General features: G+C 52.9%; 13 protein-coding genes and 4 tRNA genes. All 17 read right to left on the bottom strand.

Features of this window, described 5'->3' with window-relative positions:
- Window positions 1-428: 428 nt before the first annotated feature.
- The 17 genes from AC07UY_RS20060 to wecA all read right to left on the bottom strand — a co-directional run bounded on the left by AC07UY_RS20060 (window position 429) and on the right by wecA (window position 15,412).
- A tRNA-Pro gene (locus tag AC07UY_RS20060) sits at window positions 429-505 on the bottom strand.
- Window positions 506-547: 42 nt separating this feature from the next.
- Window positions 548-634 (bottom strand) — tRNA-Leu (locus AC07UY_RS20065).
- Between the two features lie 22 nt (window positions 635-656).
- Window positions 657-732, bottom strand: a tRNA-His gene (locus AC07UY_RS20070).
- 56 nt (window positions 733-788) lie between these two features.
- Window positions 789-865, bottom strand: a tRNA-Arg gene (locus AC07UY_RS20075).
- A 102-nt stretch (window positions 866-967) separates the two neighbouring features.
- Window positions 968-2,353 (bottom strand): bifunctional threonine/serine APC transporter ThrP, encoded by a 1,386-nt coding sequence (thrP, locus tag AC07UY_RS20080; RefSeq protein WP_494701821.1) that lies wholly within the window; start codon window positions 2,351-2,353, stop codon window positions 968-970.
- Between the two features lie 274 nt (window positions 2,354-2,627).
- Window positions 2,628-3,368, bottom strand: coding sequence for a lipopolysaccharide N-acetylmannosaminouronosyltransferase (wecG, locus tag AC07UY_RS20085; protein WP_494661378.1), 741 nt, complete (start codon window positions 3,366-3,368; stop codon window positions 2,628-2,630).
- Between the two features lie 2 nt (window positions 3,369-3,370).
- Window positions 3,371-4,723: an ECA oligosaccharide polymerase gene (gene wzyE / locus AC07UY_RS20090; RefSeq protein ID WP_203359466.1), complete on the bottom strand. Its 1,353-nt coding sequence runs from the start codon at window positions 4,721-4,723 to the stop codon at window positions 3,371-3,373.
- Window positions 4,720-5,799, bottom strand: a complete 1,080-nt coding sequence (locus tag AC07UY_RS20095) for a TDP-N-acetylfucosamine:lipid II N-acetylfucosaminyltransferase (protein WP_494701822.1) — start codon at window positions 5,797-5,799, stop codon at window positions 4,720-4,722. Before AC07UY_RS20095 ends, wzyE begins: the two co-directional genes overlap by 4 nt.
- Window positions 5,796-7,046, bottom strand: a complete 1,251-nt coding sequence (wzxE, locus tag AC07UY_RS20100; protein ID WP_494661375.1) for a lipid III flippase WzxE — start codon at window positions 7,044-7,046, stop codon at window positions 5,796-5,798. Before wzxE ends, AC07UY_RS20095 begins: the two co-directional genes overlap by 4 nt.
- Before the next feature lies 1 nt (window position 7,047).
- Window positions 7,048-8,178, bottom strand: coding sequence for a dTDP-4-amino-4,6-dideoxygalactose transaminase (gene rffA / locus AC07UY_RS20105; protein WP_494661374.1), 1,131 nt, complete (start codon window positions 8,176-8,178; stop codon window positions 7,048-7,050).
- A gap of 4 nt (window positions 8,179-8,182) precedes the next feature.
- Window positions 8,183-8,860, bottom strand: coding sequence for a dTDP-4-amino-4,6-dideoxy-D-galactose acyltransferase (gene rffC, locus AC07UY_RS20110; protein ID WP_494661373.1), 678 nt, complete (start codon window positions 8,858-8,860; stop codon window positions 8,183-8,185).
- Window positions 8,838-9,719, bottom strand: a complete 882-nt coding sequence (gene rfbA / locus AC07UY_RS20115; RefSeq protein ID WP_494661372.1) for a glucose-1-phosphate thymidylyltransferase RfbA — start codon at window positions 9,717-9,719, stop codon at window positions 8,838-8,840. Before rfbA ends, rffC begins: the two co-directional genes overlap by 23 nt.
- 18 nt (window positions 9,720-9,737) lie before the next feature.
- Window positions 9,738-10,805, bottom strand: coding sequence for a dTDP-glucose 4,6-dehydratase (gene rffG / locus AC07UY_RS20120; RefSeq protein WP_494661371.1), 1,068 nt, complete (start codon window positions 10,803-10,805; stop codon window positions 9,738-9,740).
- On the bottom strand, window positions 10,805-12,067 hold the full coding sequence (wecC, locus tag AC07UY_RS20125; RefSeq protein WP_494701823.1) for a UDP-N-acetyl-D-mannosamine dehydrogenase: 1,263 nt from the start codon (window positions 12,065-12,067) through the stop codon (window positions 10,805-10,807). Before wecC ends, rffG begins: the two co-directional genes overlap by 1 nt.
- Window positions 12,064-13,194, bottom strand: coding sequence for a non-hydrolyzing UDP-N-acetylglucosamine 2-epimerase (gene wecB, locus AC07UY_RS20130; protein ID WP_494661369.1), 1,131 nt, complete (start codon window positions 13,192-13,194; stop codon window positions 12,064-12,066). The genes wecC and wecB overlap by 4 nt, the downstream gene beginning before the upstream one ends.
- A 55-nt stretch (window positions 13,195-13,249) precedes the next feature.
- Window positions 13,250-14,296 carry an ECA polysaccharide chain length modulation protein gene (gene wzzE, locus AC07UY_RS20135; RefSeq protein WP_494661368.1) on the bottom strand — a complete coding sequence of 349 codons (1,047 nt, stop codon included), beginning with the start codon at window positions 14,294-14,296 and terminating at the stop codon, window positions 13,250-13,252.
- Window positions 14,297-14,308: 12 nt separating this feature from the next.
- Window positions 14,309-15,412, bottom strand: a complete 1,104-nt coding sequence (wecA, locus tag AC07UY_RS20140; RefSeq protein WP_203359474.1) for a UDP-N-acetylglucosamine--undecaprenyl-phosphate N-acetylglucosaminephosphotransferase — start codon at window positions 15,410-15,412, stop codon at window positions 14,309-14,311.
- Window positions 15,413-15,539 lie beyond the last annotated feature (127 nt).

Raw genomic sequence — 15,539 nt, forward strand, 5'->3', positions numbered from 1 at the left:
GACATCTGTCTGTGGACGATAAGCACCGTAAACGGCTCTGCATCATTCCTGAGTTTATGAGGCACTAAGGCGAGCATAAGAGATGGAATGAGCATCTACCCGTATATTATTGCACAATGCGTGCCATGATTGAACTGCAAAAAGCAGGGATTCAGACGATTCGGGGAACCGCGCCCAGAGCGGGTCTGCGACGGCTGGCTTCCTTCCCCTTCTTCACCACGAAGCGCCGTTTGTCTCTGTATAACGACAATTCTCCGCGAATATAAAGAAACTCTGTAAAAACATAAAATTACTTGTCGCCAGACAGCGACAATCTTACGCGATGACGTCGCCAGGTAGTGACATATCGTATGTGGATGAATTCGGAGATATAACAAAAGAAGGGAACAACAGAAAACAAAAAACCCCGCCGAAGCGGGGTTCAAAATTGGTCGGCGAGAGAGGATTCGAACCTCCGACCCACTGGTCCCAAACCAGTTGCGCTACCAAGCTGCGCTACTCGCCGATGTACTGCTTTTTTGAATTTTTAGTTCAATTCTTTAAGTCGTGGTGCGAGGGGGGGGACTTGAACCCCCACGTCCGTAAGAACACTAACACCTGAAGCTAGCGCGTCTACCAATTCCGCCACCTTCGCATTGTCACAACTTATCAAATAATGGGGTGGCTAATGGGATTCGAACCCACGACAACTGGAATCACAATCCAGGGCTCTACCAACTGAGCTATAGCCACCACTGCAAATCTTTTACGCGGTCTTTAAAACCACCGCAGCTCCAGCACCGGGTAAATGGTGCGCCCGACAGGATTCGAACCTGAGACCTCTGCCTCCGGAGGGCAGCGCTCTATCCAGCTGAGCTACGGGCGCTTAGCGCCGTTGCGGGGTCGGATAATACGGACTTCCCCCCCCGCTGTCTAGTGTCTTTTTAAAGAAAATTATCGTTTGCTCATGCTTTGTGCGTTTTGTCGCTTATTTCTCCACTTTCTGAATATCAACACCCCGATTCAGGCCAAAAACCTTGTAGACGAGGGTAATGACAAGCAGAAAGAGGATGCCGACAAACAGCGACATACGCGTATCATCATTAAAGTACATGCCAATTAAAACGCAAACCAGGAACGCCATCGTCAAATAATTCGCCCAGGGGAACATAATCGAGCGGAAGGGATGGCTGGCGATCGCCTCTTTATGGGCCTGACGGAAGCGCAACTGGCTAATCAGGATCACAAACCACGGCACCATGCCCGGTAAGACGCTCGCACTGTAGACATAGACAAAGACACGCTGAGGATTTGGGATGATGTAGTTGAGGCAAGAGCCAATCAGCAAAATCACGATAGAGAGCGCCACACCGGCAACCGGCACGCCGTGACGAGACACTTTGGCCATCGCTGTCGGAAGCTGACGGTTCTTCGCCAGCGCGTACAGCATACGCCCACAGCTATACATTCCACTGTTACAACCGGAAAGCGCCGCCGTCAGCACCACAAAGTTAATAATACCTGCCGCTGTGGTAATCCCGATTTTGGCAAAGGTCAGAACGAATGGGCTACCGTTGCTGCCAATCTCGTTCCACGGGAAGATGGTCACAATAACGAAAATCGCGCCCACGTAGAAAATCAGGATACGCCACAACACTTTGCCCACCGCGCTACGCAGCGTAACCTGCGGGTTTTTCGCTTCACCGGCGGTAATGCCGATCAGCTCAACGCCCTGGTAGGACGCCACCACAATGCACAATGCCGTGAGAAAGCCTTTCCAGCCACCAGCAAAGAAACCGCCGTGCTCCGTCAGGTTGCCAAAACCAATGGCCTGACCGCCGTTACCAAAGCCGAAGAAAATCACTCCCAGACCGACCACTATCATCACAATAATGGTGGTGACTTTAATCATCGCAAACCAGAACTCAATTTCGCCATACAGACGTACGGCGGCGAGATTCGCGAGCGCAACCAGCCCTACGGCGATCAACGCGGGTATCCATTGCGCCATTTCTGGAAACCAGAATTGCACATAGACCCCAATAGCGGTGATCTCCGAGATCCCCACCGCCATCCACATAAACCAGTAAGACCACGCCGTGAGATACCCGAAGAAAGGGCTCATGTAGCGGTGAGCGTAAACAGCAAATGAACCGGCGACCGGCTCAAGGAACAGCATTTCGCCCATTGAACGCATGATGAAAAAAACAAAAAGCCCAGCGACAATGTACGCCAGCAGGACTGACGGTCCGGCCCATTTCAGTGTACTGGCGGCGCCCATAAACAGGCCGACGCCAATCGTGCCCCCGAGAGCAATCAATTCGATATGACGAGCTTCCAGCCCACGCTGTAGCTCCGGTTTATTCTCTGCCATAGTTCCTCTGGTTGTGTTTGCCTTTTTCCCGGGATGACCGGTTATTGTAATGAGTACCTTTTTCCATCACAGAGCCTGTGCGCCGGGCGGTTAACGGCTGACGCAATAAACACCACGGCACTGCAATGATGGGGGCGAATAGTTTCTTAAATTTTCCAAAATGGCAAACGAAGCATTAAAAAAATGAATGTGCTGAGCAATAAAGCAGCAACTATTGTGCGGCGGGGTAGTGCATTACGCAGAATGCACTACCCGAAAGGATCAAGAGGGAGATTCAGAGGTCGCCGGTATAGTGCCAGCGGAGGTAACGCAGTAAACGTAACTGTCGGGTAATACGACTCGGCTGTGATAATAAGCGGTACAGCCATTCCAGCCCCAGTTTTTGCCATACTTTTGGCGCGCGCTTAACGTGTCCGGTAAAAACGTCATACGTGCCCCCCACGCCCATGTATAAGGCATGTGGATGAATAAGACGGCAATCACGCATCAGGATTTCCTGTTTTGGCGACCCCATCGCGACCGTCACAATCTTCGCGCCGCTGGCGTGAATCCGCTCAAACAGCGCCTGACGGTCTTCAGGCTTAAAATATCCATCCTGGCTGCCGACGATATTCACACTCCATTGCGCGCGTAATTTTGCTTGCGTTTGCGCCAGCACATCCGGCTTGCCGCCAACCAGAAAAACAGGCGTGCCTTCCTTTCCTGCCCGCGCCATCAACGCTTCCCAGAGATCGGCCCCCGCAACACGCGAGATGCGGGCCTGAGGGAATTTTTTGCGCACCGAGCGCACAACGCTAATACCGTCCGCATATTTGAACTCAGCGGCGTTAATCAACGCCCGGACTTCGGGGTTATCTTCCGCTGTCAGCATCTTCTCAGCGTTAATCGCGACCAGTGTTCCCTGCCTGATCTGGCCTTCTGCAAACAGGTAATTGAGCGCATGCTGCATATCACGCCATCCAATCAACTGTAATCCACGCAGCGCGTAGACGGGTGCAGTCGTGTTATCTGTCATCTTTACCCTTCAACCTGTGTCTGCGGCAGCGAGGATTTTCGTTTTTGAATGAGCCCGGCATAGTCAAAAAGCCAGAACAACAGTTTCGCCACCAACAGACAAACACCAAAAATCACGAGGAAAAAAACCACCCGTGAGACAAACGAATCCAGACCTTCTCGCGCCAGGACAATCATATTGAAGATGGCGCCAAAGCAAAAACTGTGCAGAATCGCCGTCTTATAACGATTGGTCTCCCGATTCCCCAATTCATACAGCCAGTCAAACCACTTGATAATCAGGCCAACCACAATAGCCCCGAGCGGAATAAACAACGCCCCTCCCATCACCACCAGCGAACCGATAAGGGTCGGTGAAATGGCAAGGCCCGAATGGTTGTTGAGCACTTCCCAGGTAAAATAATTCGCGGAGTTGAGCACAATACCAGGCCGTCCAGGCCAGAGCCAGGACGGGATAAAGACGTAAAAGTCACGGACGATCGGCGCCAGCCCCTGAAATTCGATATTGCTATAGTTCTGCAATAACAGCGCCAGGTTCTCCCACGGAGAGAAGGTGTCCCGGGTCAGATACAAGAAGGTGTAAAACGCTTCATCGCCGCTGACGTTCATCCCGTAGCGCTTCAGCGCCAGCCAGAACATGCCGACAATCCCCAGCACTCCCGCCGCGGCCAGCATCCACAGTGAAATCCAGCCGCGAATAATGCCAATGAACAGGAAGATGGCAAACGCGATGATAATGTTCGCACGCGTGCCGCCGACAATCATGTAGGTAAGCAAACCGAACGCGACCGTGCTGACCAAAAAGAACAGCCACGCTTTGCTGTCCTGGCGTAAAAAATAAATCACCAGCATCGCCGGAATAAAGAAGTAGAAGAAGCGTTTCAATGCCACACCAGAGACTTCACTGGAGAATATCTGACTGTATGAATTGAGCCTGAACAGCAGAAATCCGTTGTGCATGAAGAAGATCCCCACGCTCACCAACGCAATCCCCATCAGCAAGACCCAGGTAAGATGCGTCTCGACCCGGTTCATGGTAAACAGCGGCTTACGCGGTGTATCGGAAACCCGCTTACGTAAACGGGTCTTATACGTCACGTAATACACCGCGTAGAAACAGGTCGCAGACAACAGCGCCTGCAGCAGAATTTCCGGCGGCGCAACGCCAACGTCAAAACGAAACACCAGAACGCTGGTCAGTGGGAATCCAAAAAAGAACGTCAGCAGAAACAACAAGGTGAAAAACACATTGAAGTTAAAACGGACGCGACGGAATTCAAACCAGGCCAGCGTCCCAATAAACAGGGTGGAGAGCAGCCAGACCACCAGCAGACCGCTGAATTGCATCAAACTCATACAACGTCTCCTGCGGCAATCTGTAACGCGTTATGCCAGGGTTGCAGATAGTTCGGGCTAAAGAAGGCAATGCCGTTCTTATCGACGGACGCCAACTGGCGCTGCGCTTCACGAACGACGGGTTCATTGAGAAGATCGGTCGTGAACAGCACCGGGAGATGCTGCTCCGCCATATCCTGCCAGAACGGGTTCTCGCGGTTAAGTACGCACGGAATGCCGGCCTGAATCAGAAGGCACAACGTCCCAATCCCCTGCTGTCGCGCAAAAATAAAATAGCCCAAATCGCACTGACGAAGCAGCGCAAGATACGCATCAAACGCCAGCTTTTCGCTGAGGATCTGTAAATTTTCAGTGCTAAACAGCGTCAGTCCCGCCTGGCGAACCTCTTCGATGTAGGCTTCGTTATTCGCCGGATACCCCATCGGGACGATCACATTCACTGTATCGCCAAACTGCTGGTGCACAGCGCGTAACGCAGCAATGTGTTCGTTGCTCCGATCGCCGGAATTCCCCACCAGAATCGTCATTTTCCCTTCGCGCTGGCGTCCGTTTGCCATGTTATTCAGCGAAGGGTCCATGCGCGTCGGGAAATAGAGCAATTCCCCACGCACACGCGGATGCCGCTGGGCGAAATAGCTGAGGTCGCCGCGTGTGGCAAACACACAGCCCACACGACCCTGCGCCATACGGCGAATCGGGTAAAACAGTTTGAATTTCAGCCCGTTGGAGACTTCATACAGATCTGCCCCCCAAATGTGCCAGTAAAACTGTTCCGGCTTAATACCGCCGCTCAACAGTGCCAGCCACAGACCGGTATTGAACTGACCGTGGAAGAAGAAGCGCTGTTGGCGATTGGCTTTCGCAAGGGCAATCACCGCATCTGCCAGCGTTTTTTTACCAGCATAGAAACGCAATGAGAGCGCCGGACAGCTTTCACTGTATCCCGCATCCTTGCCTGCAACCATAAAGACGCGCGCATGCTCGCTCGTGGCAGCCAGCGCGTCATTGAAAAACCGCAACACGGTTTGATTATGGTGAGGGATATCCGATCCCAGTACGTGAATCAGTACAGTCATGCCCGCCTACGCCAGAGTAAAAATACGCCACAACAAAGGGAAAAATAGACGATATAGGTTGCCATATACGCCTGTGCAGCTCCCAGCGCGCCATGCGCGGGGATCAACCAGTGGGCAAACGCCGTCAACAAAATGAACTGGCTGATTTCAGCCAGAATATAAAACCGCAGCGATGCTTTGGCGATCACCAGATAGCCAAAAACATAGGCACCAACTTTCAATACATCACCGACGAGCTGCCAGGCGAATAAATCGCGCATCGCCGTGAATTTGGCGGAAAACAGCAGCCAAATGGCAAAATCGCGCAGCAACCAGACGGTAAAACTCGCTACCGCGACCGCTGGTAAAACAAACCGGAGCGACTTCACAACTTCACGCGTAACATCGCGCTTTTCCGTCAGACGCGACAATGTCGGCAGCAGATAAACGCTAAACGAGGCGGTAATAAATTGCAGATACGCATCTGAGATACTGCTGACACCTTGCCAGATCCCAACGTCATCCCAGCTGTAGTGCGCCGCCAGCAGATTTCGCATCATCACGTACGCCACCGGTATCGTGATGGAGGTGATCAGCGCCATCAGTGTAAATTTACACAGTTGCCCAGCAAGGACACTATTCCAGGACGGTTTAAGATAGCGCAGAGGGAGTGTTCCACGCTTAAACAACAGCACTGCAGCCGGCACAACGACCAACGCGGGCACCAGCGCCATCCCCAACAATGCCCCTTCGTAACCGCCGACGCGGTAGCAGATATACCAGGCCACTACACCCAACACACTACCCACGATCAACGACAGTGCATTACCCGCCGCGTCACGAAAGCCTTTCATCAGCGCCAACAGCAGATTTGCCCAGGCAATCCCCATTTGCACCAGTGCGACCAGACGCACCAACCCCTGATAGTGAGTATGGCCAAACAGTCCCTGGCTGATGGGGGCCGCCGCCAGCAAAAAAATCAGCGCCAGCAGGGTCGAGAACCCCAAAACCATCGCCGAGGAGGTGCCGACCACGTTCCGCAATTGCGCCGGATTGTCGTGATTCTGGGCAACGTATTTGGTGACGCCGTTAAAGATACCTGCGCCAGCCAAAACGCCCAGTACGGTTACCATCTGGCGAAAGTTACCCGCCTGGCCGACACCTGCGGGACCAAACGCCACAGCCAGCAGTTTCACCACCAGTAGCCCCGCGCCAATTTTTACCAGCGTGCTGGCCGCCGTCCACAGGGACGCTTTTGCGAGCGACATTTCAGGAGAAGTAGTTGAGCAAGGTCGTGATCACCGTGCGCTGATTGGCGGGTGACAGATTGTAAAACAGTGGCAGGCGCAGTAAACGCTCGCTCTCTTTGGTGGTGTAGCGATCTTCACCGATAAACTCACCAAATTTGTCGCCTGCCGGGCAGGCATGCAGCGGAATATAGTGGAAGACAGCCATAATTTCGGCTTCTTTCATGAAGTTAATCAATGCGCTACGATCATCAATATCCCGCAGTTTGATGTAGAACATATGGGCGTTTTGCGCACAATCATCAGGAACTGAAGGTAAGGTAATGCGTCCGGCGCGCGCCAGCGGAGCGAGGGCGTCATAATACGTCTGCCACAGCGTCAGACGCTGTTGATTGATGCGATCTGCCGCTTCCAGCTGCGCCCACAGATACGCCGCCTGAAGATCGGACATCAGATAGCTGGAACCAATATCCCGCCAGGTGTATTTGTCCACCTGACCACGGAAGAACTGGCTACGGTTAGTGCCTTTTTCGCGGATAATTTCCGCACGTTCGATTAACGATCGGTCATTAATCAGCGTCGCACCGCCTTCACCACCGGCTGTGTAGTTTTTGGTTTCATGGAAGCTGAAGCAGCCAATATGCCCAATCGTGCCTAACGCGCGACCTTTATAGGTGGACATGACGCCCTGCGCGGCATCTTCGACCACAAACAGGTTGTACTTTGCCGCCAGCGCCATAATGACGTCCATCTCACAGGCAACGCCTGCGTAATGGACCGGAACAATGGCTCGCGTCTTCTCAGAAATAGCGGCTTCGATGAGCGTCTCATCGATGTTCATGGTGTCCGGGCGGATATCGACAAAGACGATTTTTGCCCCGCGCAATACGAAAGCATTCGCTGTCGACACAAAAGTGTAGCTCGGCATGATGACTTCATCGCCGGGCTGAATGTCCAGCAGCAGCGCCGCCATCTCAAGCGAGGCGGTGCAGGACGGCGTCAGCAGCACTTTTGCGCTGCCAAAGCGTTGCTCCAGCCACTGCTGACAGCGGCGTGTAAAGCCGCCGTCGCCACAAAGTTTGCCGCTGCCCATGGCCGACTGCATGTATTCGAGTTCGGTTCCCACCACCGGCGGTGCGTTAAATGGAATCATTTTGTCACCTGTATAACCAGTACGCGGTGCTTTCTATGTTGGCACCACTTTGTATGTAACGTTTAAGCGCGGCGGTGTTGCCCATCTGGGTCGCCACCCGCAATGTTGTCTTTCCGCGAGATTGCGCCCAGCTGAGCGCGGCCTGCATTAATTCAGCGCCCGCGCCACGCCCCGCCAACAAGCCAATTCGCGCATCAGCGTCATTCAGTTCACGCAGCGAAACATAACCGCGAATCTCGCCCCCCGTAGCCCGGAGAACCAGACACTGGTGGTCAAACGTGCCCAGCACGGCGTTCTCGATCCATTGTGCGTAGAAGCGGGCGCTGGCATCCGGCGCATACCACGGCGCGCGAAAACGGCTTTGCGAGAACGCTTCGCTGGCTAACTCACGTAACGCCGGAATATCGCCTCGTTGCGCCACTTCCGCACCGCCATCATTGCTAACATTTGCGACCGACAGTGCTAAATCGACTTCACCTTCGACCAGCGAGAACCCCAGCGCTTGTAAGGCATCCAACTCATCCGCGCACGACGCTGAAATTTTTGCCTGTACCCGTGACCAGGGCTGTAATGCCTCCGGCGTCAAAAGCGGCGCGTCGGGGCTAATACGCACAATGGCGCTGCTCACGCCAAAGAACGTATTTTCCCAGCTCAGCGGTTCAATACTGGCGCGGACGAGCACGGAGCAACTCCAGTAAATATTGGCCGTAACCTGTTTTCGCCAGCGAACTGGCGGCACGCTTCACGCCTTCGTCATCCAGCCAGCCGTTACGCCATGCGATCTCTTCCAGGCAGGCTATCTTAAAGCCCTGCCGTTTTTCCACCGTCTGCACAAAGGTGCTCGCTTCAATCAGGCTGTCGTGCGTTCCGGTATCCAGCCAGGCAAAACCACGCCCCAGCAGCTCAACCGTCAGATTGCCCGCCTCCAGATACATCTGGTTGATGGAGGTAATCTCCAGTTCGCCGCGTTCTGAAGGTTTTACCTGTTTCGCATACTCAACCACCTTGTGGTCGTAGAAATAAAGCCCGGTTACCGCCCAGTTGGATTTCGGCTGCTTCGGTTTCTCTTCCAGCGAGACAGCGCGGAAATTGTCGTCAAACTCGACCACGCCAAAACGCTCAGGATCCATCACCTGGTAGCCAAATACCGTCGCCCCTTCCGTGCGCGCGGCAACGTGGCGCAGCTTCGGACTAAACCCCTGACCAAAAAAGATATTATCACCAAGGACCAGGCAGGAAGGTTCACCGTTCAGAAAGGATTCACCGATGATAAACGCCTGCGCCAGGCCGTCAGGGCTGGGTTGTTCGGCATACTGCAATACAATGCCAAACTCTGAACCATCGCCCAGTAAGCGCTGAAAATACCCTTTGTCTTCCGGCGTGGTGATGATCAGGATTTCGCGGATCCCCGCCAGCATCAGTACCGAGAGCGGGTAGTAGATCATCGGTTTGTCGTAGATCGGCAATAGCTGTTTTGACACACCGCGCGTGATTGGGTGCAACCGGGTGCCTGAACCGCCTGCCAGAATGATACCTTTCATGTATGCCTCCGCCGCAAGTTAGCCCTTCAGACCTAAACGTTCGCCCTGATAGCTGCCGTCCTGAACCTGTTTCCACCAGGTTTCATTAGCCAGATACCACTGCACTGTTTTCCGCATCCCGCTTTCAAACGTTTCCTGCGGCATCCAGCCAAGTTCGCGGGCAATTTTCGACGCATCAATGGCATAGCGCAGGTCGTGCCCCGGGCGGTCAGTGACAAACACGATCAGGTCGCGATAGTGCGCCACGCCGTGCGGTTTATTCGGTGCCAGCTCTTCCAGCAACGCGCAAAGGGTTTCCACCACGTCGAGATTCTTACGCTCGTTATGACCACCAATATTATAGGTTTCTCCCACTTTTCCCGTGGTCACCACGCAATAAAGCGCACGAGCGTGATCTTCCACAAAAAGCCAGTCGCGGATTTGCTGTCCATTGCCATACACCGGCAGCGGTTTTCCCGCCAGCGCGTTGAGGATCATCAGCGGAATCAGTTTTTCCGGGAAGTGGTAAGGACCGTAGTTATTGGAACAGTTGGTAATCAGCGTTGGCAGGCCATAGGTGCGCAACCAGGCGCGTACCAGATGGTCACTGCTGGCTTTAGAGGCTGAATAAGGGCTGCTGGGTGCATACGGGGTGGTTTCGGTGAAGAAATCATCCGCGGAGTGCAGATCGCCGTAGACTTCATCAGTGGAGATATGATGGAAGCGGAACGCCGATTTTTTCTCATCGGTCAGTGCGTTCCAGTAAGCTCTTGCCGCTTCCAATAGCGTATAAGTCCCAACGATGTTGGTTTCAATAAACGCCGCCGGGCCATCAATGGAGCGGTCTACGTGGCTTTCGGCCGCCAGATGCATAACGTAATCCGGCTGATACTGTTGGAACACTTGTTCAAGCGAGGCCCGATCACAAATATCTACTTTCTCAAACGCAAAGCGGTCATTTTGAGCCACGGGAGCCAGCGACATGAGGTTTCCTGCGTAGGTGAGTTTATCGACCACCACCACCGCATCAGAGGTATTGTTGATAATATGTCGCACGACAGCAGAGCCGATAAATCCGGCGCCTCCAGTGACCAGGATCCGTTTCATTAACGCCAGACTCCTTTGGTATCCACCACATATGGCTGGTGAACCGCATCACCGTTAATCGCTTTAAAGTCGTTATGATCAACCAACATCACCAGCACATCGGCGTCAGCCAGCGCGTTTTCCAGCGTGGCTAAAACACAATGGCCATCCAGTTTTTTCGGCAACTGGTGAATATTCGGCTCCACCACCAGTGTTTCACCGGAGTGCCACTGGGCAATGTTTAACGCAATGCCCATCGCCGGGCTTTCGCGCAGGTCATCAATGTTGGGTTTAAATGCGAGACCAAAGCAGGCAATCTTCACTTCGCTGGCACGTTTGTTCGTTGCGGTCAGACAATCCGCCACGGCCGCTTTTACCTGATCAACCACCCAATGTGGTTTACCATCGTTCACTTCGCGGGCGGTACGGATAAGACGCGCCTGCTGTGGGTTCTGCGCCACGATAAACCACGGATCGACGGCAATGCAGTGACCGCCGACGCCGGGGCCGGGCTGGAGAATATTAACGCGAGGATGGCGGTTCGCCAGACGAATCAGTTCCCAGACATTGATCCCCTGATCGGCGCAAATGAGCGACAGTTCGTTAGCAAATGCAATGTTGACGTCACGAAAACTGTTTTCGGTCAGCTTACACATCTCTGCCGTGCGGGAGTTTGTAACCACACATTCACCTTCGAGGAAGATGTTGTAGAGTTCGCTGGCGCGCGCTGAGCAAACGGGCGTCATACCGCCAATCACGCGGTCATTCTTAATCAGTTCCACCATCACCTGGCCCGGCAACACGCGTTCTGGGCAGTACGCAATATTCACCTCAGCCTGCTCACCTGCCTGCTGCGGGAACGTCAAATCAGGGCGCATCTCTGCCAGCCACGCCGCCATCTGCTCCGTCGCCCCAACCGGGGAGGTCGACTCGAGGATCACCAGCGCGCCTTTCTTCAGCACCGGCGCAATGGATTTAGCAGCAGCCTCGACATACACCATATCGGGGTCATGATCGCCTTTGAAGGGTGTCGGTACCGCGATCAGATATGCATCGGCTTCAACAGGCGTCGTCGTGGCACGCAGATATCCCCCTGCAACCGCCGTTTTCACGACGCTACCCAGGTCCGGTTCAACGATATGGATCTCACCGCGATTGATGGTTTCCACCGCGTGCTGGTTAACATCCACGCCAATGACATGCTTTTGGCGGGAAGCAAAGGCGGCTGCCGTTGGCAGTCCAATGTATCCCAACCCAACAACAGAAATGGTCGTAAAACTCATAGCGATACCCGATTATTTTTTAACGCGTCTAAAATCCGGCCACATGCCTGACCGTCACCATAAGGATTATGGGCGCGGCTCATGGTTTGATATTCATTTTCGTCGTGCAGCAAGCGCGTGACCTCTTCCACAATACGCAGCTGATCTGTACCAACCAAACGCACCGTACCTGCAGTAATGGCTTCTGGTCGTTCCGTTGTTTCACGCATCACCAGCACAGGCTTACCTAAGGATGGCGCCTCTTCCTGAATACCGCCGGAATCGGTCAGGATCAGCCAGGCGTGGTTCATCAGCCAAACGAACGGCAAATAGTCCTGCGGCTCAATCAGAACCACATTTTCAACGTGACCAAGAATGCGGTTAACCGGTTCGCTGACATTCGGATTCAGGTGAACCGGATAGACAATCTGCACATCCTGATTAGCGGCTGCAATCTCTGCCAACGCATGACAGATATGCTCAAAGCCCTTGCCAAAACTTTCGCGGCGATGGCCTGTTACCAGGATCATTTTTTTATTGTTGTTAAGGAAAGGGTACTGCACCGCCAGCTCTGCCCGTAAGGTATCACTCGCCAGAACACGGTCGCGAACCCAAATCAGCGCGTCAATGACAGTGTTACCGGTGACGAAAACGCGATTATCAGGAATATTTTCCCGCAGCAGATTCTGGCGAGAATTTTCGGTCGGCGCAAAATGATACATCGCCAGATGCCCGGTCAACGTGCGGTTGGCCTCTTCTGGCCAGGGGGAGTATAAATCGCCGGTGCGCAATCCGGCCTCGACATGCCCAACCGGAATACGTTGGTAAAAGGCGGCAAGGCTGGTGGCAATCGTCGTTGTCGTATCGCCATGAACCAGCACCACATCTGGCTTGAAGTCAGCAAGGATAGGTTTTAATCCTTCCAGGATCCGACAGGTTATTTCCGTTAGTCCCTGACCCGGTTGCATTATATTGAGATCGTAGTCAGGTTCGATGGAAAAGAGGTTTAACACTTGATCGAGCATCTCCCGATGCTGCGCAGTGACGCAAACTTTGGCCTCAAAATAGGGGTCTTTTGCCAGCGCATGAACCAGAGGCGCCATTTTAATCGCCTCCGGTCGCGTGCCAAATACAGTCAGTACTTTCACATCGATTCTCTTCGGATTGGCAGCGAGGGCCCAGCCCCTCACTGCAACGGTATTGCTAAATCGTGCGGCGACGGGTTAGTGCGACACCAGCACCGATCAGCCCTCCCACAATGCCCCACATAATCATCAGGAAGGCACGGCGTGGGCTATCACGTTTTACCGGTTCTTCCGGCGTACGCAAATAACGATAGGTCTGAAAACGCGGGTCCAGAGTTGGACCTACATTCAGTGTGTTCAACATTGCCCGGTTTTGGAAGTAATCCAGATCGAACGCGGGGCCGACGGCCTGCAGGTTTTCAAGTCGAGCCTGCAACATCGGACGTCCAAGCAAAAATAGCTCAGAATCGGGCAATTCATCGGCAGGAATATCGGTAGAAGTGCGAGAAATATTATGTTGTTCTGCGATTTTAAGCGCTTGTTCAATGCTGTGAGCACGACGAGAGAAAATAGCTTTGGCGACCTCTTCCTGGCGTTTCACCTGCGCTTTCATTTGTACCGTACGCGCTGCCCATGCCCCTTTTAATTCTTCGTTGAGGTGACTTGCCGCCCGCTGACTGGCAAATGCAACATACTGTCGCAGCAAATTATTGGCATCAGGAGCCGTCTCCGCCACCAGCTTTACACTGTCATTGGTATTGCGGGCAACGTCGCCTGGGGTAAACAGAATATTGTTGATCATCTCATCCAGCATTGCCGCATCGGCTTTGCTGTTTCCGACCATGCGCTGCTTGTAATAATCCGTCTGTAACCAGAAATCGCGACGCGTATCCCAGGAGGCTAACTGCATCACGAACTCTTTATACGCTTCATCCATGACTGAAGGTTGATCGAGTGGCGCAACGCTCGCCTTGACGTCCAGATTACGTAAGAACTGTTGCTGAGAGTAATACCCTCCCAGCATATTGACGGTTGGACGGTCTGAGATAGCGGTTGCGCTCCACTCCTGACGAGCAAAAAAAGTGTAGGCTAACGCAACCAGCGCAAAGACCAACGCAGTGCCCACAATCCATAGTTTTCCAGCCCATAAGGTACGAAACAACCCACGAATATCCAGTTCATTTTCAGCGCTCACAGCGTGTGCCCCCGGTAATGGTTGTGTCATCGTATCCTCAATTTACTTGGTTAAGTTTGGCTTGGTATCACGGTTCCTACGGAGTCTGCGCTTCACACGCTTGATAAATCTTGCCACCTTCCAGGCACGCTTAATACAGTAACCGTAAAGGAAGAATGCTAGCAAAAAGAGCACCAACATGACCCATTCAGGGACAAAATGAGAATATTCTGCCGCAACGCCGATGGATGCCAGAATCGCCGCAGCCAGCGTAATAAGCACAAAAGCCTGTCGGGAAGTAAACCCTGCTCGCATGATCAAATGATGAATGTGTTGGCGATCGGGAGAGAAGGGACTCATCCCTTTACGCAAGCGTCGGTACATGATCGCCACCATGTCCATCAATGGAATGGCAATAATCCATAGCGCCGTTACCGGGCTTATCGGGTGTGTCTTCCCCTGTGTTGTTTCCAGCAGAACCCAAATGACGGTGAAACCAATCAGCGTACTGCCCGCATCGCCCATAAAGACTTTGTAGCGGCGCCCCAGAATCCCCAGGTTCAGCATAATGTAAGGCAGGATGGCGGCAATCATCGCAAAACACCAAATCGCCAGGCTTGTCTGTCCATCAAACCACAGGATAAGCCCCATTGCCGCGAACGAGACGCTGGAAAGCCCGCCGAGCAATCCGTCAATGCCGTCAACCATGTTAAAGGCATTAATGGCAGCCCATACGGCGAACAGCGTGAGAAAATAACCGAAAGGACCGAGCACCATCTCCCAGGGTCCAAAAATATATCCCAGGCTACGTAAATAGAGTTGACCGGCGACCATCATGACGATGCCGATAGCGGCCTGAATAGTGGCGCGAATTTTTACGCTGATATCAAAGCGATCGTCAAGTGCGCCAATAAAAACCAGCACGCCAGCACAAGCCAGATAGAGAGAAGCATGTGGAATGTAATAATCAACAATTCCGAAGGTAAAGCAAATGCCTGCGTAAACCGAAATTCCACCAACCAACGGTATCAGTCCCTGGTGACGTTTGCGGAAGTTGGGTTTATCCACTAAACCGACCTTTTTTGCCACCTTACGGGCAAAAAACAGGAACAGTGTCGTGAATAAAAAAATACTGATGAGATCAGTACTCACTGTAAGTAAATTCACAATGCATGCTCTCAGAGAAAATTAATAGCAGAAGTATAACCATGAAGACCTTTATTCAGAAGGGAAACCCTGTGCTGAATCAGGTGCTTTTGTATAATTATCAACCACACGGTACAAATTACGAATG

This window comes from Citrobacter sp. GW821-FHT02E08 (assembly GCF_059421685.1).

Excerpts from the sequence above, each read along its gene's own strand:
- wzyE (WP_203359466.1), bottom strand. The coding sequence starts at position 4,723 with ATGAGTTTGATGCAATTCAGCGGTCTGCTGGTGGTCTGGCTGCTCTCC.
- wzzE (WP_494661368.1), bottom strand. The coding sequence starts at position 14,296 with ATGACACAACCATTACCGGGGGCACACGCTGTGAGCGCTGAAAATGAA.
- AC07UY_RS20095 (WP_494701822.1), bottom strand. The coding sequence starts at position 5,799 with ATGACTGTACTGATTCACGTACTGGGATCGGATATCCCTCACCATAAT.
- wecG (WP_494661378.1), bottom strand. The coding sequence starts at position 3,368 with ATGACAGATAACACGACTGCACCCGTCTACGCGCTGCGTGGATTACAG.
- wzxE (WP_494661375.1), bottom strand. The coding sequence starts at position 7,046 with ATGTCGCTCGCAAAAGCGTCCCTGTGGACGGCGGCCAGCACGCTGGTA.
- rffG (WP_494661371.1), bottom strand. The coding sequence starts at position 10,805 with ATGAAACGGATCCTGGTCACTGGAGGCGCCGGATTTATCGGCTCTGCT.
- wecC (WP_494701823.1), bottom strand. The coding sequence starts at position 12,067 with ATGAGTTTTACGACCATTTCTGTTGTTGGGTTGGGATACATTGGACTG.
- rfbA (WP_494661372.1), bottom strand. The coding sequence starts at position 9,719 with ATGAAAGGTATCATTCTGGCAGGCGGTTCAGGCACCCGGTTGCACCCA.
- thrP (WP_494701821.1), bottom strand. The coding sequence starts at position 2,353 with ATGGCAGAGAATAAACCGGAGCTACAGCGTGGGCTGGAAGCTCGTCAT.
- rffA (WP_494661374.1), bottom strand. The coding sequence starts at position 8,178 with ATGATTCCATTTAACGCACCGCCGGTGGTGGGAACCGAACTCGAATAC.